This is a genomic window from Thioclava dalianensis (genome assembly GCF_000715505.1).
Classification (GTDB): Bacteria; Pseudomonadota; Alphaproteobacteria; order Rhodobacterales; family Rhodobacteraceae; genus Thioclava; species Thioclava dalianensis.
In genome coordinates, this window is sequence record NZ_JHEH01000023.1 from 1 (window position 1) to 22,266 (window position 22,266).

At 58.4% G+C, this 22,266-nt stretch carries 8 protein-coding genes and 1 pseudogene; all 9 read right to left on the bottom strand.

All coding sequences use genetic code 11. The features are described 5' to 3' along the window. Positions 1-949, bottom strand: a pseudogene (locus DL1_RS15095) (hypothetical protein); the annotation flags it as partial. 157 nt (positions 950-1,106) lie between these two features. Beyond that, entirely contained in the window at positions 1,107-15,431 is a 14,325-nt protein-coding gene (locus DL1_RS20965; RefSeq protein WP_051693595.1) for a PLxRFG domain-containing protein, read from the bottom strand. A 97-nt stretch (positions 15,432-15,528) separates the two neighbouring features. Next, positions 15,529-16,923 (bottom strand): hypothetical protein, encoded by a 1,395-nt coding sequence (locus DL1_RS15110; protein WP_038067947.1) that lies wholly within the window; start codon positions 16,921-16,923, stop codon positions 15,529-15,531. A 12-nt stretch (positions 16,924-16,935) separates the two neighbouring features. Next, positions 16,936-17,661, bottom strand: a complete 726-nt coding sequence (locus tag DL1_RS15115; protein ID WP_038067949.1) for a phage tail tip lysozyme — start codon at positions 17,659-17,661, stop codon at positions 16,936-16,938. Beyond that, a complete protein-coding gene (locus tag DL1_RS15120; RefSeq protein WP_051693596.1) occupies positions 17,661-18,644 on the bottom strand; it encodes a tail fiber domain-containing protein in 984 nt (327 codons plus the stop codon). Before DL1_RS15120 ends, DL1_RS15115 begins: the two co-directional genes overlap by 1 nt. Further along, positions 18,637-19,077 carry a hypothetical protein gene (locus DL1_RS15125; RefSeq protein ID WP_143081716.1) on the bottom strand — a complete coding sequence of 147 codons (441 nt, stop codon included), beginning with the start codon at positions 19,075-19,077 and terminating at the stop codon, positions 18,637-18,639. The genes DL1_RS15120 and DL1_RS15125 overlap by 8 nt, the downstream gene beginning before the upstream one ends. 157 nt (positions 19,078-19,234) lie before the next feature. Next, positions 19,235-19,717 (bottom strand): hypothetical protein, encoded by a 483-nt coding sequence (locus tag DL1_RS15130; protein ID WP_038067953.1) that lies wholly within the window; start codon positions 19,715-19,717, stop codon positions 19,235-19,237. 15 nt (positions 19,718-19,732) lie between these two features. Further along, positions 19,733-20,443 (bottom strand): hypothetical protein, encoded by a 711-nt coding sequence (locus DL1_RS21665; RefSeq protein ID WP_143081715.1) that lies wholly within the window; start codon positions 20,441-20,443, stop codon positions 19,733-19,735. Between the two features lie 244 nt (positions 20,444-20,687). After that, entirely contained in the window at positions 20,688-22,262 is a 1,575-nt protein-coding gene (locus DL1_RS15135; protein WP_038067954.1) for a hypothetical protein, read from the bottom strand. Positions 22,263-22,266 lie beyond the last annotated feature (4 nt).

Here is a 22,266-nt window from a genome sequence, read left to right on the forward strand (position 1 = left end):
CCGACATCGATCCAGCGGAATAGGGAGATGATACAAATTGTGCTGGCATTTGGGCCGTAATTGCGTCTGAAAAATAAATGGCTCCTAGCGCAATATTAACGTTGATACCCGACAACACAGTGGTACAAATTTGAGTGCCATTGGCAAAACGAATATACTCCCCATTTGCATTCGACCCGTATTCATCTCGAATACTCCATGCCCCCCAAGAAGTGCCATTCCATTCCCTGTAGAGCATGCCAATTGTTGACGTGGCAAATTGAGACGTCTGGGAATAGGGGCTGCTTTGACCCCGCCGCATCACAATCATATTAAATGCGGCTAGACCATCTGGCTTGGTTCCCGTGGCTACCCCTTGAACACGATAGAAACCTGACGGCATCTGATCCGGATCATCTATATTGCCAGAAAACTCAATGATTTGCCCCACGATACCCCCTGCGCCTACGGTCAACAGCCGCCCCGCCGTGGTATCGGTTGCAGATTGCTGCACTGCCGTACCGGTCAGCAATCCCGCCAGCACCGCGCCCGCGCTCGACCATTTGATGATATCGGCCCCGCCCGCAACAAGCGCGCCCGTGCCGGGCCCGACGCGCCGTGCGCCTAGTCCAGCCTCATTTTCAAAGGCAATGCCGGGAAAATCTGCGGTGCCGTCATCAAATAGGCCGGATAGCGGCCCGTCGATATATCCCTTCTGCGCCGCGATCCATGCGGAGACTTGGCTGTTGAACTGCTGCAGGATCCCGCGCGTGGGCTGGATGGCATAGGCCGCACCCGCCACGGACGGGCCGTCGAACGCGGGAAAGATCTCGATCTCCGTGTCGCTGGTGATCGAGACAATCTCATAGGTTCGGATGGAAGCGCCCGGAAGGTGGATTGCGTCACCGACGAGAGCATTGGCGCTAAATTCAGTTCCAGCGCCAACGACAGCCGTGCTGCCGTTGGTCAAGTTCACTGTCCCGGTGCGATACCACGTTGCCATGTCTTGGCCCTAAAAGGGGCAGGCGAACGCAAAACGGATGACGCTATTCGACTGCCGAGAGTGAATAACGCACATCTTGCGCGTGGTTTCTGCCTCTATACCACATCGCGCGCCGTCCTGAAAGTCACTCGCTGCCATAGATGTCTGGAGCAAGCTCCCGGTCGATGAAGCCGCGCAGGCTTGGCGAGATGTAGATCCCGCCCTTCGAATTGCGCGACGACGCAATCCGGGCTTTGAGCGAGCGCCGGATCGTGCTGCCATCGATCCGATAGCTGGGCGGGGCGTGCTCGTTGAAGTCGGCAATCGCTTTGCGCATCTTGTCGGTGATGGGTTTGCGATCCAGAAGCGCCGTCCGCACCTCGCGCAGGATGTTCCCGCGCCGGTCCTGAATGCGGGTCTCCATCCGCTTCATGGTGCTGTTCTTCTCGTACTGCTCGGTCAGCCGCGCCGGTGTGAAGCCGAGAAGCACAGCCAGCGTCTCAGGCACGCTGAAATGGTCCATGATCGCATCGCCGTTCCGGTTGAGCGCGCCCTCGCGGGCAAACCGGGCAGCTTGGAACATATCGTTGATGACCTTGGGCGACATGGTTTCGAGACCGCGCATGATGTCGCCGTTCATGACCTGATCCCATCCGCGCGCGACGTTGCCGCCGATTGCGAATGTCGCACCCAGAGCCTGCGTTACCCAATACTCATAAGCGTCTTGGCCTTCCAAAATCCGATTTGGCGAGCGGAACCACAGATCAGGCATCCCAATCCGGTTGGTCAGATCGATCCCGAGAAGGTGGCCGGGCACGCCGTTCAAAATCATCCCGGCGGCGTCGTGGCCCAGCGTTTCCACCAAGGTCCGCTGGATATCCTGTTCGAGCTCGTCCTTGCCATCATCGAAGAAGAAGCCGAGCAGCGCGGTAAGCAAGCCATAGCCCCAGACGCCGCGAATACCGGCATGCAAGAACAGCGATCCGGTGATGCCGATCAGCTGATACCGGGCTTCGCGCCGGATCTCGGGGCTTTCGCCCTTCACCATCTGATGCATGTCGCGGAACAGACGCCAGAGCATGTTGACGTTGAAGTTGCGGAAGACGGCTGCCACGCGGACAAAATCGTTCTGCATGATCCGGGGACGCGACGAGTTCTGATAATCGAAATGGGTTTTCCAAGTCAGGTCTGCCGCCTTTTCGACCGCTGTGGTGTGGTCAAAACCCTTGTCGCGCGCCATCCGATAGGCAGCTAGGAATGTCACTTCGCGGTTCAGCCGCTCAGCATGGTGGAAGAGATACGAGATCTTCTCCATCACCGCTGCGCGGGCAGGGCGGTATTCGATCCCGGCATCACTGATCCCCATCAGATCGTGCGATTGGCTCTTGTCGATCGTTCCCAGATCATAGGCTTCCTTGAGCGCCTGTTTTTCGTTCGAGTTCAAGCGAGAGGATTTCCCAGCATGGCCCTTGCCGCGCACGAAATCTCCCATCGCGCGGTTCAACTCGCGCGCCGCGACTGCAAACCCGGTCTTTTTACCATGGAACGCAGCCAGCACAGGGATGCCGACCACAGTCGTTTGCGTGAGGTTCACCGCGGCTGCCGATGGGGACGCCCCAAGGAAATAGATAAAGGCGCCAGTGGTCATGCGCTGGCCCAGCTTCGAGCCCTTCGGATTCATCACGAAATCATGGCGCAACCTGATCTCGCGCACGACGAGACCGCTGCGGTTCGGATCGTCAGACTGTGCCGCCTCATTCTCGGCGTTCTCAAGCGCTTCCTGCATGTCCACCGCATAGCGCAGGCGGGCAAGCTGGTGCGATCCATGGAACATATGGCTGGCATATGCCCGCATCGCGTCTCCGCTGTATCCCGCTGTTGCCTTGCGGTGGATCTTGCTCTTGCGCACCGAGAAGTCCGGCAGCGATTGAAGCCAGCGCTGCCAAATCGCATCGAGGATATCGTCACCAACGCCGGATCCAGATAGCATCTGTTCGACATCTGCCACGAAGCTCGGATCTACCATCTCGCGCGATGTCTTCGGGCTCATGACTCCGGTCTGAACCTCATAGCCCTCGGCGCGGAGCGCCTTCGCTTCGGCAGCCTGATCCTTTTCATTCTCGAATTTCGAGAACGATACGACCTGACCGTCCTTGTCGCGCGCGGTGACGAAAAAGTTTCCAAAGCGCGCGAGCGGGAAGTACGGGCCTTCTAGCTTATTGCTCTCAAACTTGGCGCGCAATTCGCGGATCCGCCCGGCTTTGCCCCACTCACCGCGCATCTGCGCGCTTTTAAGCATTGCATCAGCCTCGGCCAGCGCCTCGGCCTTCGCCCGCCCGGTCAGGCCGTCTCGGGCTATCTGATCGATCATTTTCGCATGCTCGCGCTCTGCACGCTTGACGCTGTATTCCATCGCCTTTTTGGCGTTGTATTCGACCGCCTCTTGGAAGTCGCTGTTGAGGTGTTCATAGTCGCGGCGCACCCGCGAAAACAGCGTCTGAAATTCCTTTGGCAGGGCGTCGAAACGCTTTTTGAGAAGCGCGTAACCACTGCGGCGCGTCTCGTCGCTGGCGATACGTTCAGAGGCTTCCTTGCCAGTCTTCGATTGAAGGCCATAGCGATTGACAAGCCACGGGTCACGCGGCTCCGATTTTGCAATGAAGGGTAGGGATGGGTCGATCCCTTCAATCGTCGCGTCGTGCATCAGATCCATCAGCGCGGTCATGTTTTCCTTGCCGAGCTTGGTCAGCTTCCGCCACTCTTGTGTGGTCTTGCTGTATTTCTCGTGCATCTCGTTGCGCAGGGTATCCATCTTCTCCTTGAGCGCGAGATAGGTCTGGGCCGCTGGAATGTTGCGGCCCATCTCCGCGATCAGGGCGCGACCGGGAATAAGCGATAGCGACGAGAACCCGCCTGCACCATCCATGGCATTCGTCATCGCATAGCGCACGAAGTGCTTGCGGGCGGCAAGCATGGATCTGCCTTTGAAGGGCGGCAGTGTCGACAGGCTGGGCGGAAGACGCCGCGCCTCTTTCGCGATTTCGGAATCCGAGTATGGTTGGGCATTCGCAAAACGACCGGGCGCGCTCTGAACGTCCGTCGGCGCGGCGCGCGGAGTGAAAGCACCGCCACGAATAGTATCAAAGATCGTCGCGGCATTGGGCGCACTATGAGCGCGCAGGACCGTTGCGATTGCCCGGAGGAACGCGCGGACCTTTCCAAGCGCCCGGCCGAGCACGGAGTTATCCGTTCGCGCCTTGTCGCCGTGTTCAGCATACATCTCAGCGATAACTTCTTCGAGCTGGTTGCTCTGGCTGAGATCCGGGTACGCCTGTGCCACCCGCTTGCGCAGATCGTCTCGCTGGCGTGCCGCCGCGATCAAGGTCTGCCACTCGGCGCGGGTGAAAAGACCATAGGGCCGATCCCACAGCTTCGCATCACGCAGCGCGTGTATGATCTCGTGATCCATCACTCGCGCCCGATCTGCCGCGTCCGCGTCGATCTCCACCCGCCCGGCATGGTAGCGGCCCCGGATCGGCGTGCCTGCGGCATCGAATAGGCCGCGCACGGCGGTTGCCGTCACCTTCCCAGAGATGCCAACCTCCGCAGCCAATCTGTTTAGATCGTGCGAGATCCGGCGCATTTCCACGCGCTCGCGGGGCAGCATCTTGACTTTTTCGTCCGCAATCTCCAAATTTATCGGAGCGGGGTCGCCTTCCAATGCCGAAGCGCGGGAGTTTTTGTCCTGGGCCGTGGCGGTTGAAAAGCCGCTGGCCCCGCGATCCATCGACAAATCGTAGTGATAGGTTCCGTCGCGTTTCTGGCGGACCGTGGCAATCACAGAATAAGTCTGTCCACCCATCTTAACATCGGCGGAGAACTTGTGAATTGCCAATATCTCCTGACGCGCGCGCTTGTCATTCTCCGACGAAACCAATCGACCCTTTTGCAAGATTTGTTCGATCGCAGGCACGAGGCGATAGAGCACATCCCCCTTGCGACCGCTGACCTTCTTCGCGCCAACGCCATCGAAACCAATCTGCCACCCCGTTTCAGCATTGGTGACGGTCTTGTCGGTCAGGTTTTCCCTATACCAAGCATACGCCTTCTTCCCGAGCTGGCGAATGTCGCTCCACTCTCCAAGCTCGTCGCCAGTCAGGCGTGCGACCGGCTCTTGATCCATGTCACGCTGATATTTGGCGTCGGGTTCACCCTCAGTTGGTTGATCGAAGACATCAAGCGGCTCCCAGCGTTCGGGCCCCCCGTCCTTGCCCTCATGCTTGATCGCCTTGACGATAACAGGCTCGTGGCTGTCCATGTCCTCGGCCTCGAAGTACCCGACTTGCCCGAACTGGTCGCTGCCCTCGATACGCTCGCGATTTGCGGCAGGGGCGCCCCATTCCGACGAATACTGCCTGCCGGCCAATTGGAACTGGAATTGTCCCGTGATCGGCTTCGCGCCATCGTCGTTGACCAAGCTGCGCCCCTTGTCATCCAACAGCGCAAAATGGTTCGGACCAGCGTTTGCCGTCTCTTGGGCAAATTTCACCTCTTCCACGCGCGCCAGTGCGCTGAGCTCGGCCACGCGCTGCTCGGCGCGCTCTACCTTCGAACGATCCACGCCTTTTGCGATGATCGCCTCCATCTGCTGACGGAGTTCTGCACTGCGCGAGAGCGCGCGCTCATTTGCGGAAACGAGATTTCCGGCCCGATATGAGATGTTCTCAGGGTCGAACGAGCTCAAGAGCTTGTCGGAATTTCGGAAATCCTTTGCTGCAACTGACATTCCATCATGCAGATCAAACCCAGCCACATCAGCATTTGCACCCAGCGCCACCGAATAGGCCACAAGATCACTTCCGTCGCCGCGCGCAAAAACATGGATCTCGGCGCCATTGCCATATGGGATCGAGATCTCCGCCTGACCATTGTGCGCAGCCCTTTGCAGCTTGGAGAGCGTGTCATAGACGCTCGCCTCATAAGGATTGCTGGGGCGTTCCTGCCAGCGCTTCGGCGCTTCGGGCTTCGGTGGTAGCTTTTCCCATTCCTTGCGCGGCTTGTCCTTGTTGCGCGCCCGGATAGCCTCGGCCTCCGCGTCGTTCTTCTCGCGTGCCGCAAAATAGGCCGCGATCTTTCCTTTCCAATCAGCGAGATATGTGTCGGATCCTTTCGGCCCCGCCATCTTCGTCACTGGCCCATACGTTGCGATAGCCTCGCGCCGCACCTTCTGGTTTCGGTCGAAGGCATCAAGGAAGTTTCGAGCCTCTGCCTCACTGCGCAGATCATTGGCGATCTCGGCGCGCGCTGTGTCGCGCTCCTTCTCGGCAGTCATCTTGTCGAGGAAGATCCGCTTGCCGGTCGATTGTGCCATGAACTGTGCATATTGGTCCGCATCGCCCGAGTCCTCTTCGAGCTTGTCGGTCGCGGCGTTTAGGAATGTCTCAATCCCCTTCGCTTTGCGCTCTAGGATCTGCCACTGCACCACATCGGCGGTCTTTTCGGTCGAGTATGCAGTGATCTCGACTTCAAAGCCGTCAGGGTCAGCCTCGTAGAACATGTTGCCTTGTCGAATGATCCGCCCTTCGCGTTGCTCCATGTCTGAGGGACGCCACGGTGCATCGATATGATGCAGCGCGACGAGGCGCTTTTGAGCGTTCGTTCCCGCACCCATCTTTTGGGTCGAGCCGATCAGAACGCGCACCTGACCTTCGTTCACCTTCTCGAAGAGATCCTTCTTCTTCGGCGTGGTGTTGTAGTCATGAATGAAGGCGATTTCTTTTTCGGGGATCCCACGGTCGATAAGGATCGACCGCAAGTCATCGTAGAAGGAAAAGCCCGTGTCAGCGGTGAACATGGCGGCGGGCGCGTCTTGCCCGGCGCCGTTTATCCATTGCTCAATCTGGTCGCGCTTCTTGTCGCTTGTCGCAGGGCTTGAAGTTGTGGCGTCGAGCTGGTCCACGAGATCCGCCCACTGAGAGGCGAATGACTTATCAGCACTCTGGGCAAGCGTTTCCTTGAGCTTCGCACCCTTGATGTCAAGCAGGCCGGAAGCTTCACGGATGATCCGTTTCGCCTCTTTTTCAGCGCTTTTGCTGGGTGTGGACATGTCGCAGAACACAAGCTGAGTGCCGCGCCGTTCGGTGTTGGCCTTGTAGTTGCGCATGATCTGGTCGGCTGCGCGTGTGACTTTCGCGCCTTCTTCACGCCCCAGCGTTGGATCGATCGTGCGAATGTCAACGCTGGCCTTTCGCGCGTCCGAAAGCACCCACAACGGGTTATCCACCTTCGGATATTCCTTGTCGCTCTTGTTGCGCTGGATTCCGGCCATCCGCATGACGAGATAGCGCACGAACTCGGTCATCTTCTGGGTCGGGGGCGCAAGATCGATCCGGCGGCCACCGCCTTTAACCTTTGGCGTCGGGAAGCGCGTGGAAACGTGCTTGGACGGGTCTTTCTCCGCGGCGTTTTTCGCCTCCATCTGCTCGCGGTACATGCGCTCAACCTCCGGGCGCATGACGATATCGGCAAACGAGCGGTAGAGCTGGGCGAGAGGTCCGAGATTGATCATCCCCGCCATCACGTTGCGCTCTTTTAGCTGCATCGAGGCGGTATACTCGAACCGGGTCTGATCTTGGATGAATGACGCCTTCCATGCATCGAAGTGCGCAATTCCCATCGCCTTCATCGACTTCGGGATCAGGTACTTCATCACGGAATAGATCTCGACAAGGCTGTTTGAGATCGGCGTGCCTGTCAGGAAGGCCACGCCGCCGTTCTTCATCGTCTGGAGCGAACGCACTTTCATGAGAAGATCGAATGCGCGTTCAGATCCTGCCGGTGGGTTCATCCCGACGAGCTGGCTGGCCGTGGTGGAATATTCGAGGTTCTTGAACTCCTGCGCTTCATCGAGCGCCAAATAGTCGACGCCGAGCTCATGCCACGGGATGATGTTGGAATCTGCGCGCGCTGCGGCCTTTTCGTCTAGGCGCTTGAGCTTGTCTTGCAGCGTGCTGATCCTCTGGCCCATTTGCCCGACCGTGCGGCGGCTGTCGCCATTTTCCTTTGCGGCCTGCATTGCCGCCTCTAGTTCCTCTAGCTGCTCGGCAATGTAATCCTTGGTCACGGTGTCGTCGTTTTCGATCTTCACGAGCTGCGAGTGCCCAATGATCACCGCATCGAAGTCACCCGTGGCGATACGGTTGATCAACTTGGCGCGGTTGGCAGGTTCAAAGTCCTTCTCGGTCGGCACAAGGATATTGGCGGCGGGATACATCTCCAGCCATTCCTTGCCCCACTGTCCGGTCAGGTGGTTAGGCACTCCGACCACGGCCTTGTTGGTCAGGCCCATGCGCTTGCGCTCCATGATGCCTGTGATCGCGGTGAAGGTTTTACCCGCGCCCACGACATGATGCAGAAGCGTGACCGGATCTTGGATCATGCGCCAAGCCCCGTTCTTTTGGCTATTGCGCAGGGAGATCTCAGGTGATGCGCCCACGGTGCGCAGATAGCGCACACCATCGTATTTCCGCTCCGTGACGACGTTCACCTTCTCATTGAAGGCATCGAGAATAGTTTGGGCACGCTCTGGGTTTGCCATCGCCCACTTCGGAAATTCATCTCCGATCCGTTCATATGCGGTCACAGCCTCGCGTGTCGCATCCGCATTCTTGACGCGCTTCTCGCCTTTCTCATCGCGCACGGTATCGTAGATCACGGGCGCCTTGCCCTTGATCGCCGCTTCAAAGATCTTGCCGGGCTCCATGCGGTCGGTCGAGAACTGGCGCCCGAAATCGTTGGCCGCATAGCCGCTATAGTTCACGGTCGCGATCCCGGCATTCTGGTAGATGCCAACTTTCGGGCTTGAGTAGCCAAGCGCCGAAAGGAATTGCTGATAGACGGAAGGCGGCATCCACATCGAGCGGATCGAGGGTGTCACCTGATCGGCAGTCTTTGGCGGCGGCATCGCCGCTTTCAGGTGCGGAATCTGTTGGCGAAGGCCCGCGTCTTCCGCTTGCTGGATCTTCTCTGCGAGGTTGCCGGAAAGATAGACCTCGGCCAGCTCATAGCGATCTGTCGCAGGATTTCTGAAAATCAGCGGGTTTGCACCGCTTGTCAGCTCGGAAACGACCGATTCCACATCGGAGTTGGCGAGCGATGCGATGAACCCCGGATCGATATATCCGCGCTCCTGCATGGAGATGTGCAGGCCATCAGCTGCGCTGGCCACGTTGGTCGGGAGCTTATGCGGATAGATCACGCGCTTTGACAGGATCGGTGCCGGGCGGGCCGATTCCTCTCGTCCATCACGCGCGGGCTTGTAGTTGAGCTCAAGCGCCATCTCGGCGCCTACATCGCCGCGCAGAATAGCCTCGTTCTTCGAGCTGTTGAGGAATCCGTACTTCGTCTTGAAGCGCCTGTATCCCTTATTCAAATCAGCCCGAAGCGTCTCCATATCCGGGTGATCGTTGCGCTCGGCGCGGATCAGTGCCTTCACCTTCTGGCGCAGATTGAGGATGGCCGAGAGCCGGTCAAAACCATCACGGCCAAGACGCTTAGCCTCGACACGCGTTCGGAAGGTATCGAGCGCCGCCGCCGCGCCCGGGCTTAGATCATCGCTCGAAAGCAGGTTCGGCAGTTCATCGGCCAGCGCCTGCATGAACTTCGTTTTCTGGGGAAGAGGATCGCCAGCAAGATCCACGACGCCCGCGCTTTGCGCATGGTTCAGCGCCTCTTGGCGAGCATTTGCAATATCGGCGCCGCTCTTTGCCATCTCGCGCAGGGCGTCGATTGCTCCGATCAGATCGGCGGATGCCTCCGCTTGGTCACGCCAGAAGGTATCAGGGGTGATCTCCTCAACAAAGCGCCCGCCCATCGGGTCGCTTTCGCCGCGCATGACCTTTCCGCTGTCGTCGAGCGCCATTTCGCCATAGGCGAGGCTGGAAGACGTGGCCGGGGCAGTGGCTGCGTCCTCAAGCGCCTGCTCGCGCGTGGGCAGGGTCGCCTTGATGCTATCGATGGCGTCGGTCAGCGAGGCTTCCAGATCGCGGCCATCGGGATGCACCGTGAACTCTCTGCGCTCCTCGCCGGGTTTGACGCGATTGGCATACATCTCGCCGTCCATCGCCGCGCGGCCAAGTATCATCTCAGGGTTTTTAGCGAAGTACCCGTTGAGCTTCGTTCCGTTGGGACCATCCTGATCGACCTTGAGCCACGAGGTATCGCCCGCGCTGTCACCCTCCGCGCGCCGCTGGAAGAAAACGATATCTGTGACGACGCTGGTGTTTGCGTTGTCGAGAAACGCCGTGTTGGGCAGCCGAACTGCCCCAAGGAAGCGGAATTTCGGCGCGAGCTTGCTGCGCGCCTCTGCATTTGCGTTGTCGAGAAAGCGGTGAGTGACCACCATCCCCATCACGCCGCCTTCACGCAGAAGCTGCCCGGTCTTTGCGATGATATAGTTGTGGACCTTCATCGAACCGAGATCAGGGTGCATATCGCTCTTGATCTGGGTGGATCCAAAAGGCGGATTGCCAATTGCCACATCGAAGGCGCCTGCGCGCAACGGCGCATCTTGGAACCCTGTGTCACCGTAGATCGTAGCCTGCGGATAGAGCTGCTTGGCGATGGCTGACGTGATCGGGTCGAGCTCGGCGGCATACCATTCGGTGCCCCGCGCCATATCGGCGGGTTGAAGGCCAAGGAAGTTGCCGCTGCCGATTGTGGGTTCGAGCGCGCGCCCCTTTTCAAAACCGAAATTACGCATCGCGCGCCACATCGCCTTAATGACGGGGCGGGAGGTATAGTGCGCGTCATTGGTAGAGCGCATGGCAGCGTAATATTCGTCAGAGGTCAAAAGCGAACGGAGCTCAGCCTGCGCGCGTCCCCATTGGTTCGTTTTGCCCTTGTGCTTGCCGTCGAAGACGGTTTTCAGACCGCCCCATCCAACCCAGCGAGCGAGAACTGCCTGTTCGTCTGGTGTGGCTTGGCGCTTCTCGCTGTCGAGCTGGCGCAGTAGGCGCAGCGCAGCAAGGTTTGCCTCAAGCTTTTTCCCCTCGGTGCCTTCGCCCAAGGGAAAATCATCCGTGATTACGAAGTTTTCGGTTGCAGGCTGCTCGGGCTCTCGGGCCACGGTTCCAGATAGGTCGGACGAACCGTCTCCCACGCCTCGCGGCGCGTCATCCCCGGGAGCTCTTGGCGCGCGGTTTTCATTGCCTTCTCCGCGTCCATCGTCACGCGATCCACCATCAGGCTGTCGTTTTGCGTCCAGTCGCGATCCGGCGCCCCGGCCTGCCAGTGCTCCTTGATCTCTTGCTTGATCGCCGCGTTGTTCATCCGTCTGGCCCTTTTCGTTCGGATCGAGCTTACCATCCTCTGATACATCGGGTCGACCTGCATTTTCGTCAATATCCCGGCGGGCCTTCGTATTCTCGCCCTCTGTCGGCTTCTGAGGGGCAGATTTCGCCGTGGGTGCTGTTGTTTCACCCTGCGCTGCAATCTCCTTGACCTGCTTTGCAACAGCGTCTGGCCCATCCATACCAGCGATATCGACGCCATGATCCTCCATCATGTCGCGGGCGCCATTATACCATGCGCGCAGATAGGGGCGCAGCTTGGCCGGCGTAGTGCTCAAATCGCGCGCGATCGCATTAGCAAGATCCAAGAACTTGCGCGCGCCAGCCTCCATGTGGAACGCGGCCAATTCGGTCCCAAGCGCCAAGATTTCAGGGTCAACGCCTGAGTTCAGCTGATTGCGGAGTTTCCCGGCCAGCTTCGCACGGATCTCGGCGGCGCGGTCAACGCTCACAAGGGTATTGCTCGCGCCCCAATTTGATTTGTTCTCCGCCTGCGGCTCGGGATCTGCCTCCGGCGCGGGGGCAGGGGCGGCGCGCTCCAGCGGCCCGGCCTTGAGCTCGCGGGCGTCCGGTTCAGTGCGGTGGGTGCGAATCCGATCATCTGCTGGGTTCTTCTTCCATCCCGCGCCATCCTTCACGACGCTTTCGACCTTCACGGACCAATCGCCATCTTTGCCTTCATCGAAGGAGATCACGCGATCCGCGCTGCCGCCGTAGGCGTGGACGATATTGCCCGGTGAGAAGTAGTCGCGCAGGCGCTCCATGCGCGCGGCGCGGGCGGCTTTTGCGTTCTGGCGCTTCGGTTTGGTCTTCGGTTTCGGCGGGGCCTCTGGGCCAAAGACGGATTGCGTTAGGCGGTGCCATGCCTCGGGATCGCTCCGAATAGCGCCGTGCAGTTCACCACTCAGCTTCGAGGAAAGCGATTCATCGAGTTCCGCGCCTCGTAGCGCTGCCTTGCGGTCTGCCTTACTCGCATTCGTCCACCACCAATCGAGGCGGCGCGGCCCATGCGGTTGAGGGTTCAGCGGATTTTGCTCTGCAACCTGATCTGGCTCATTCGCGCCCTGATCTGCGGTTTCGTCAACCGATTGGCCCATATCGGCCGCGGGCTTGGCCTTCTTGAAGGGGAAGGACAGTTCGCCGCTCGCCGGGCGCTTGAACGCCTCCTGATCGCTGCCCGGGTTCAGCCAGTCCTTGAGACCGGCCACGTTGGTCTCAAGGAATCCGCCAAGTCGGTGATCGGCCTTCCCATCCGAGAAGCCGCCCCGATAGACCTTGAGCGCGGCCTCACGGTTCGGCGTGCCAATGATGACCTTGTGCTCATCGAATTTGCCGGTCTTCTCGTCGGCCTGATCAACGATCATGACATAATCGCTGTCGGGCTTGTCGCCCATGTAGAAATCGATGTGGTCGCCGTCCGCGCCCTCGGTGCCTTTGAAGTAGCCATAATGGGCGGGCATCTTGACCGACCATGCCTTGCCATCCGGCCCGGTGCCTTTGCGCTCGGATCCCTTGGCGTTCTCGAAGGTCAGGCTTTCGCCGTTCCAAGCCGTATGGCCCATCTTGTAGTTGCCAGCCTCCTTTTGCCCGTCCGTGGGATCAGGGTGCGCTTCGGCGGCAGCCTCATCGATCTTCTTCGCCTGCTCGGGGGCCGGTTGCGGCGCGGCAGTATCGCTCTCGGGCGCGGCGGTATCACCCATCAGATCCGGGTGCGCCTTCGCAAGGTCATCCTTACGAACGAACCAGCCACCGTCCTTCTTGAACGAGTACTTGTCGATTTCATTGGCGTGCGCTTTCGGCACGCCGCGCAGAATGTAGCCGGTGAGCTCTTTGCCTCGCTTCGTCGTGTGCGCGACCTCGCCAGCTGACACGGCATCGGCAAGAACCGTATCCTTGACCTCGGGCACGGGCGTCGTGGCCACGTCCTGTTTTATAGGCTGATCTTTCTTGATCGGCTCTTGATCGGGCTCCTTTTCTGCCTTCTGTTCGGTTGCGGGCTGGGGTGCATCTTCCTGCCTCGCGGGATCTCCAAATGGCACGTCATTGCTCGTATCCCGCTGCTCATCCAGTGATTTGCTGGTCAGCGAGCGCATCGTTTCCATAATCGTATCATGGACAGCATCGAGCGGGTCAGCGCCGTTTTGAACGCGCGTGATTGCGTCGGCGCGTTCTTGATCGCTGAACGGCGTGGTAAGGTGGCTTGTGAGTTGGTCGATCTCGCTGCCGATAGCGTCGTCTTGCGGGGATACGGTTTTAGTCTTGGCCTTTGCCGCGTCGTGGGTCGCTTTCTGCTCGGCCACATTCTGCGGGATAATCGTGACCGCGCCATCCTCGATTTCAGAGCGCGGGATATGCAGCGGCCCGCCCTCATATTTGAGATTTATGCCGTTCGAATCCTCGCCCACGAACTGCGCCGAGAAGTCAGCGGCGCCGGGCGCGCTGATGGTGACAAACTGACCCTCAGCTGCGCCCGCAGACTGCACATCAGGGGCCAACGCCGCCGCGCGCCCGAGCGGTCCAGATGGGATCTGTTCACCGGGCGCGGCTTGTGTGGCGTCTTTCATCTTCGCAGGCTGATCGAGAAATTCTTGATCAGCTGCGAGCGACGGATCATCCGAATAGTCTATCGGCTGAAATTCATCATCTACCGGCTTGAGGAGATCATTGCCGATTGGGACTGTCTCGCCGTCAGGGCGCTCAACATAGGTCATCGACGGGTCGGGCTGATCGGGCGCGACGGTCAAGATCTCGCCATCGTTGGGAGCGCCGGGGTCGCTGACCTGCACCCGCTTCTTCTCGGCCTTTTCCTTGCGCGCCAGCGCGCGCTCCTCGGGGCTGCGGCGCAGACCACCCGCGCCAGAAATGATGCCGCCAGTGATCGCGCCGATCAGCGCGTTTTCAGGCACGTCCTCGAACACGTTGCGCTCGGGATCGTAGATGCCCTTGGCAATCAGGTTCTGCATCAGCTGCTGGCCGCCTTCTTGGACGGCTTCCTCGCCCATGTTGACGCCGACATGCGCAAAATAGTCAAAAACGCGCTTCGAGAGCTTGCGGCGCAGGATCGGGTTCTTGATCATCTTGAGCGCGGTCGCGATAGGCAGCGCCTCGGACGTGCCCACGAGGGCATTGAAGCCATAGACCTGCATGGCCTGCTCTTCGGTTGCGCCTTTGGCCTTCGCCTCCTTGTAAGCGCCCACGCCGTTCGCAGCGGATCCGAGTGCTGCAATCGACGCGGTGCCAGCCACGGGCCCGCCAATGGCTTCTGCCGCGAGGCCAGCGAGCGCAAAGCCCGCAGTCGAACCAAATCCCTGCGCAATCGCTGCCGACCATCCGTCAGATGGCGGTGCCTCACCGATGACACTCTTCGCGCCGTCGCGGATCCGGTCGCCCGCCTTGAACATGTCGCTTTCTGTGGCAGAGCGGATATCTGATCTAGTTTTGTCGGCCTCTCCTTGAAAATCCTTCGAGAGCTGATCCTGCTTGTCACGCAACGCCTGCTTGTCGGCCTCGCTCATGTTCGGATCAGCAAGAGCATCAGCAAAGATCGACTGCGCGTCAGTGGCCCACCGATCGTTCAGCTGTGCGTCGGTATCCTGCGTCTTCGCCCGGTTGATCGCTGCGGCCTCGGGAACGGTTGCGACCATATCAACAGCGGCATTGGCGACGTTCTGGCCGAAATGCTTGACGCCAGTACCGAATCCACCTTCTTCTGGTTCTGTAGTGTCCGGGGCCGTCTCGGCGGGATTGCTCGGAGCGAGCTTACGGGCTTCATCGAGAAGATCCTGCACCGGGGCATCATCGCCCAAAATCTTGTGCAGCGCGGTCTTCACATCAGCGCCGCCCTTCATCTCATTGCCGATCCGGCTTGCAGCTTCACGCGCAAACTTCGAGCGCTCAGCATCGCTGGTGATGCCTGATGCCTTGGTCAGCGCCTCGATGACGTTGTAGGGAACCTGCGTTTCGCGGGCGATATCATGGAAATCGACCGGCCCTGTATCAGGCGCTTGCGGCGGGGTTCCGGGGATCTTTACGCCGTCCATGACGCTGCGCGGCTGGGCAGCTTCGGCTTGGCGGTTGATTTCATTGTCGAGCGGAGAAGATGCGAAGATATTGCGTGCCACGGCTGCCTCAGTGCTAGAGGTTGAGATGCGGCCGCACATCCTGCGCGGTTATGTATCTCGCACTATAGCAGAGGGCAGTAGCTTCGGGAAGCGGACATCACCGATATGGGGGCGGCTCTGTTCGTACCTCTCCATTCGGGCCGAAACTCTGCTGCGTCAGCTGCAGGGTTTTTGAAACGTTGGCAACAGATTGCGCGATGATCTGATCATCAGTCAGCGGCTCGGCACGGATCACATTGGCCTCTCGGATCGCTTTAGCCTCCGCCATCACTTTCCCGACGATATCCTTCTGGGTCATGCCATTCCCGCTGAGTTGAGATTTCAGCACCTCAAGCTGGACCTTCCGGTTAAAGTCTTGATCCCCCGCCTGTTGTTTGGCACGAGCGGCGGTGGCTGCAGTGGTCTGCGCATAAAGCGTTTCGAACATCTGTTCTGGCGAGAGCGCATAGATCCCCTGTTGCACGATATCGCCCTGCGACATGTCCTGCGAGAAGACGCGGCCCGTATTCTGATCCTTGAAAGTGACCTTGGCGCCGGTGATGTTGCCATTATCGTCTTTGATCAGCCCGGATTTGTCGCGCAGGATCGTGTAACCATCATCAATCTGGTCATATGCCCCAAGCAGGCCATCGATAAAGCCCTGATCATCTCCGACTGCGGCAGCCTGCACGGCCCCGGCCCAATATTTAAGGTGCTTCTTGGTCTGGCCTGCATCCATCCACTTGCGCCACGCATCAGCCTTTTGCGTGTCGCCCTGCGAGAGGTAATACTGCTCGATCTTGGGCGCGGCATTTTCGCGGTAATAGGTCATGAAGCTCTGGGTGCCGCGCTCGCGCTGCGCAGCGCTGATTGGCCCGCCAGTCACGCTACGCGGGGCAGGGGCGGTTTCCTTTGCAATCTCGACAGACGGCGCGCCTCCATCGTCAGGAGGCGGCGTGCTTGCAGCTGGTGCGATTGGCTGCATCCCAGCTGCTGGTTGCTCTGTCTGCGGATTGGGGCCCGGCATAGTTGCCGTGGCCTCAGCGACTGAACGCGGCTGCGGCGCAGGCGTCGGGTAATCTTGGCGTTGCTGCTGACCCGAGGCGACAGTTTGCATCTCGCTATCAGGCGCGGTAGTGACCTGCCGATCTACCGGGCCTTGCCCGTCGCTGATCACTGATCTGGCGGCTGGATTCCCCTGCGGGTCCATCTGGTTCTGAAAGCCGTCCTGCGCCTCCTTAAACGCCTCCTGCTTGAATGCGCGTTCAGCGTCTGCGCGCTGCCATTCCTCTTCTTGGCGGCCAGCCGCAGCGTTTTGATGTTCCCATGCCTTTTGCCGCTGAGAAAACTCCTGATCCTGCTGATCCCAGACCGACCGGGTGCGCCCTCGGCTTTCGTCCTGCCACTGCGAGTCCTTGTCTTGCTGTGCGCGGCGGCGTTTGGTGTCTTTCACACCCTCACCGAATTGGTAGCCCTGAAAGGCGCCCTGAATAAATGAACCCAAACCCGACATGATATTCTCTCCTTAGCGCCCGCCGCCGTAGCGCGCGACCATGTAATCCCCCGTGCCCATGCCGTCCACGATTGAACGACCTGATGTCTCATGGGTTGGCTGCTGTCCAAGCGCATCATAGATCTTTTGCGCATATGCCATGCGGTTTTCAGTATGCGGCACGCCAGGTCGCCAGAACTTGTTGCTGGCGATACGTGCAGCCTCCTGCGGGTCATTTGCAGACATGATGGCCTGCCATGCGCTTTTCTCGCTCGTCTGCCCCTCATGAAGCAGGAAATCTACTTGGGTATTCAGATCATCTGGGTTCGAGCCGCGGCTTTGCGCGAAGTCGAGATATGCCCGCTTGCGCGGCCCGTTCCACTGTCCCGCTCCATAAGCGTTGCCATTGTCGCCGACAGCGCCGGTATTCAAACCGGCCCCGCTCTCCTGCATCATGTTGCCGACGAGTGCAGACGCCATCACCGGGGAAACTCCGTTGCTGGTGAGCCGTTGATAGGCGCTGCGGGCATTCTCCGATATCCCGCCTGAGAGGTTTAGTGAACGACCGGCCCCGCTCTGGGAGGAGGATAGATTGGGACCGGTCGCCCCTCCGAGAACGCTCCGCTGCGCCGCGCCCCCGGAATTTCTGTTCGCCAGTTCTTTCTCGCGCAAGGCAAGATCTGCCTTGCGGTCTGTGATCGAGCGGCCCGCGAAAAAGCCGTTCCCCATGCCGGAGAGGAAAGAGCCAACCGCAGCCATTATGCCATCGCCTTCTTGGTGCTGCGCACCGAGCGCGTGGGAAGTCGTTTTTCGACGCGATCCATCTTATCGGAGAGCTCTTTCACTGCCCCCATGGTCACGCCGACCGCATCCATGATGTTGATCCGCTTGCCGTCGCCCAGGCCGGTCTCACGCTGGAAGTCCTCGGCATAGGGTCCGATATGCTCGCCACCATCGGCCATCCCGTCTTTATATTTCCATTTTTCGACCGGCATCTTTTTGACGACATCGAGAACGCCGCGCACTGGACGCTTGTTTTCTTTGGCGTCCTTGGATGACAATGAAAAGGCCATGCCAGCCAGAGAACCAAGCCCGCCAAAAAGTGACGACTGATTGGCTTGGTTTGCTTGATAGCTACTCATCTGCTGCTGGTATTGGGTGTTCAGAAGGTTTCCCTGCTGCCCATATCCCTGCATCGCACCTGAGAAGCCAGACGCAGTAGACCCATTCGAAAGCCCCATGGATGTCGCAGGGTTCACGGCGAGTCCTTTCCCGAGATTGATGGCGTTTGCCATTTCGGAATCGTTCTTTGCCTCGGCCTGTGTACGGGATGCCACGCGCTGCGCATTTCCCGCGCCTGCGGTGGCGAGCTCGGTCGCCAATGCCGTTTTGCGTGTCCCATCTATCGAGCGCCCAGAGCCGGGCATGACGCCCTGCGCCTGCAACTGGCGTTCCTGCTGCCCGGCTGCCAGAGCGGCACGGTTTGCGACCGTTGCCTCGGAACGGGTAACATCGCCCGCGACCTTGCCATAATCCGGCCCGGCTTGAGCGTTTGCGATGTAGTCATTTTCCAACGGCACAAAAGTGCTGGTATACCGCGCCCGATCATCAGCCGCCCATTTGTTCGTGATCTTGGCCTGATCTTCGGCCCATCCGAGATAGTCACGACCAAGCTCCGCGCTTGCCAGTGCGGCCTGACCAATAGCAGGATCAGGGCTGGGAGCGCTTCCACTATTACCCATGAGTTTCACCTTTCAGATTGAGCCAGCGGCAGTCGCGCTTGCGCATAGAAAACATGATGCCATCCTGCCCGTTGTCCATGCCGCCCGGAACGGTTCCAATCTCGTTGAAACCGAGGTGGCGAAGTATCTTGACCCCCTTGGCGTTGTCTGCGCCGATGATGCACTGCATGCGCGCCACGCGCAGGAGCCAGAAGATATATCCAGCAAGCCCGCTGATTATGTTGCGTGAGGCCCACGCCGCCGATTCATCTGTTGCGACATGGACATCGCAGTAGCTCTCATAGACGCGAACAATCACGACCACCGCGCGTAACCGGTCGGCTTTGATGTCGAAAACGCCCAAAGCGCGGGCCTGCATAGGCCACCGACCGGTTGAAAGCTGGAGACGCTGCGCAGCCCATGCCAGAAGCGTCGGCTGATCGGTATCGGTCAAGCATAGCCGCATCCCGGCGCCGACTTGGGCGCGATAGGCATCTTGCTCGGGCAGGATCTCAGAGATTACAGACATGTGGCCACGCGGGAAAAGTTCGGAACGCTGGCCGCACGTCATGCGCGGAGATGGTGAATTCTAGCAGATAAAACCCATCGCGTCACCCGCGATGGCAAAGGCTTGATACGTCCCCTATGGGGCCACTCACGTTCGCGGTGCTTCCGTCAATGTTGTGCAGCAAAAAGTATCGTGATTTGCCACCGAGATCACCAAACACACGCTCAGAAATCACAACGTCACCCTGAGCCTTGTCAAAGTAGATCATGGTTGTGACCTTTAGATGTCTTTCCAGAAAATACCTAACCACATCGAGCATATCGTAGCGGGCAGAAGGGGTGTAACTTTTCTTGACGACGATAACCTTTCCGCTTTCTGGGTGATATGCAATCTCACCGACAAAATCAGACCGGCACCAAGCGGCAGACGCAACAGCAACTCGTGCATCATTGGTATACGCATCAACGGCGCGGGAGTTAACCTCTCCAGTGTATTCCCAATTGCCCCAAAAATTTTTCTTGTATTCACTCGCTGTAGACGGAGCCGCCAGAAAAATAACGATGATCGCGCAAAAAAGCTGTTTCATTGTTTTTCCTTCATCCTATGAAACCTCAGCAACTATAGCGCAAGAAAACGCATTTGACGTAATAATATTTGTTATCTGAGCAGGGAAATCGAAAGCAACTGTGGAAACTCTCCATTGGGTGCTTGTTGTTCTGACAATTTTTGGGGCAACGTGGATATAGTGCGATCCAGCATCGATATTTCTTCCATACAAAGCTGGCGATATAAAAGCACAATCAGCGTTTGCGCTTGTAGTGTTGATTGTCGCGATTACACCATTATTTTGAGCGTTTGCACTCGTTATTGCCGCGTTTGCAAATCCCTTGATATCCAAAGTGTCACCATTACTGACAAACGTAACTCTTCCTGTTTCGTCATACAAAGCCATTCCAAAGCCATCAGGGCTTGGAACATAAGTAGGTACGACATGGACAAGATCAGTTGGAGATCCGCGTGTGAGGAGGATGTAATCCTGCCCTAACACATTCGGGAAAAGACCCTCGGAAATGCCAATCCTAGGTAAAAGAAGATCACCACGACTTGGGTTAAAGCTGCTGACAGAATGCGTATGTCGGTAGAGTGTAATGCTTCCATCTGAGCCAGTGTATGTGTCCACCCCAGCGACAACTGATTGAGATACACCAAATACCGACATCACCGGATAAGAGGTGTCAGCTACTATACCGCCAGCCGAATTATATATTTTTGCTCCGTAACCCATCAATACCTCAGAAACAGGAAATGCCATGTTATACTTGAAGACCTGGAATCCGCATTTTCATTTGAATACGAAACTGTTGTTCCTGCTGCCGTAAGCCTAATAAATATGCTCGATGTTATTATTGTGTGTTTCGTCTCATCGAAAGCTTCTGGGATCGTTATGGTCCCACTCCCCCCGTAGGGAGTGATCAGCGTTGCCACTTTGACTATCTGGCTCGTCACCAAATCACTAACTACACCGGATGATGAGATGAATTGCATTCCAAACGACATCAGCTAAGGTCTCCGATTACAACTCGCAGCGTGTTCGCTGAATCATAGACGCTGATCTTATTGTCCCTAATTTCCATTCGCGCCCCTGTCGTCGCGGTCCTAAGAACGCCGATCGTCGCCGTAATCGCGCTGAGTGTCCCAACGTTCATTTTGTCTGCCGTCACCGATTTTGCCGCGAGGTGCTGGGCATAGACGGAGCCATCGAGAAGGATGTTCACCGCCGCGATCCTTGCGACTGAAACCGATCCGCTTGGGTTCGATTGGGCAACAAGCTCCAGAAGCGCTCCGCTTGATCCTGCCTTTGCTCGGAAGGAGACCAGCGCCTGCGCATTTCCTTCAAGATCCGCGATAGCGCTGGCATTGCTGCTCACGGATGAGGTTGTGCTGTTCAGTGTTGCGGTGAGCGATGTGATATCGTCGGCAAGCGCAAGATCGGCCTGCGAGCGCGCGTTGGTCTCCTGCGTTACTCTGGCGTCAACAAGCCCCCCGCCTTGTTCCTCTGCCGTGGCCGGGCGCAGACTGACCTCGTGCAAGGTGATATTCTTGGCCGATGGCGCCAAGCTGGGGCTTACAGATCCATCGGAGCCATTCACCAAAACTGTCAGCACATTTTTGGTGATGGTGCCGCTGATTCCGCTCGGTCGCTGAACAATGGCAGATATGCGCATCTGTTGGCCAATCGTCAGCGGCCCGCTAAGACCATCTGCAAAGTTTAGACCGGCCTTGTGAGAAGCGCCAGATACCTGCCAATCGATCGTGGCCAGAGCGCCGTTGAGAGAGCCAGAATTGAGTGTAAAGAGGATTTCCAGCGCATATGCATCGGCATTGAGCGCCCCGACCCATTGATCTGCGCTGGTATCCGTCCTGATTCCATCTATTTCGCCAGAAGCAAGATCGAACGTCCAATCAGTTCCGACGATGAATGTTTCGCCCGGCTCCTTTGTGAGATCTCCCTGCGCGCCCACCCGCACCCAATTGTTCGCATCCTCGCTGTTGAGAAAAGCGTCTTTGAGGCAGCCCACGCTTTGCGACATCGTTGTCACAAACTCTCGCTTCGCACTCACAATTGACTCTGCCGTATTTGCGGCAGTTAGGTAGTCCTGCGTCAGAGTTGCGCGTACGCCCGCGACCTCAGATTTTAGCTCTGTCCGAAGTAGTGAAAACTGCGATTTCAGCGTATCTTGCCGAAATGAGCTGGTGAAAGTCTGGCTGAGATTGTCGAGATTTGCTTGATCTATCTCGTCTTCTGCCCGCTCCGTGAGTTGGCGTACTCTATCGGATGTGGCGGCGGAAGACTGCTCAAGATCGTCCGAGACGACCTGCGCTGCCTGCCGGGCTTGATCGGCCGCTTCTTTTGCTTCGTTGATCAGACCTTGCGCTTCTGAAATGGTTTTCGACAATCCGCTGTTTAGCGCAGCGTCAGTGGCCGCTACCTTCACAGTTCCATTCGCCATGCCTGACAAGATGCCGTTGAGCTCCTTTAGGCGCACGGCGCGGGCCTGCGCGTTGCCGCGCTCCCCGGACAGGATTTGCACCAGCTCCTTGAGGCGCTGATCAATGATGACTGACGACATGGCC

Bases quoted from the DNA above. Each gene is read 5' to 3' on its own strand.
- DL1_RS15130 (WP_038067953.1), bottom strand. From the start codon at position 19,717: ATGAAACAGCTTTTTTGCGCGATCATCGTTATTTTTCTGGCGGCTCCG.
- DL1_RS15120 (WP_051693596.1), bottom strand. From the start codon at position 18,644: ATGGGTAATAGTGGAAGCGCTCCCAGCCCTGATCCTGCTATTGGTCAG.
- DL1_RS15110 (WP_038067947.1), bottom strand. From the start codon at position 16,923: ATGTCGGGTTTGGGTTCATTTATTCAGGGCGCCTTTCAGGGCTACCAA.
- DL1_RS15135 (WP_038067954.1), bottom strand. From the start codon at position 22,262: ATGTCGTCAGTCATCATTGATCAGCGCCTCAAGGAGCTGGTGCAAATC.
- DL1_RS15115 (WP_038067949.1), bottom strand. From the start codon at position 17,661: ATGGCTGCGGTTGGCTCTTTCCTCTCCGGCATGGGGAACGGCTTTTTC.
- DL1_RS21665 (WP_143081715.1), bottom strand. From the start codon at position 20,443: ATGGCATTTCCTGTTTCTGAGGTATTGATGGGTTACGGAGCAAAAATA.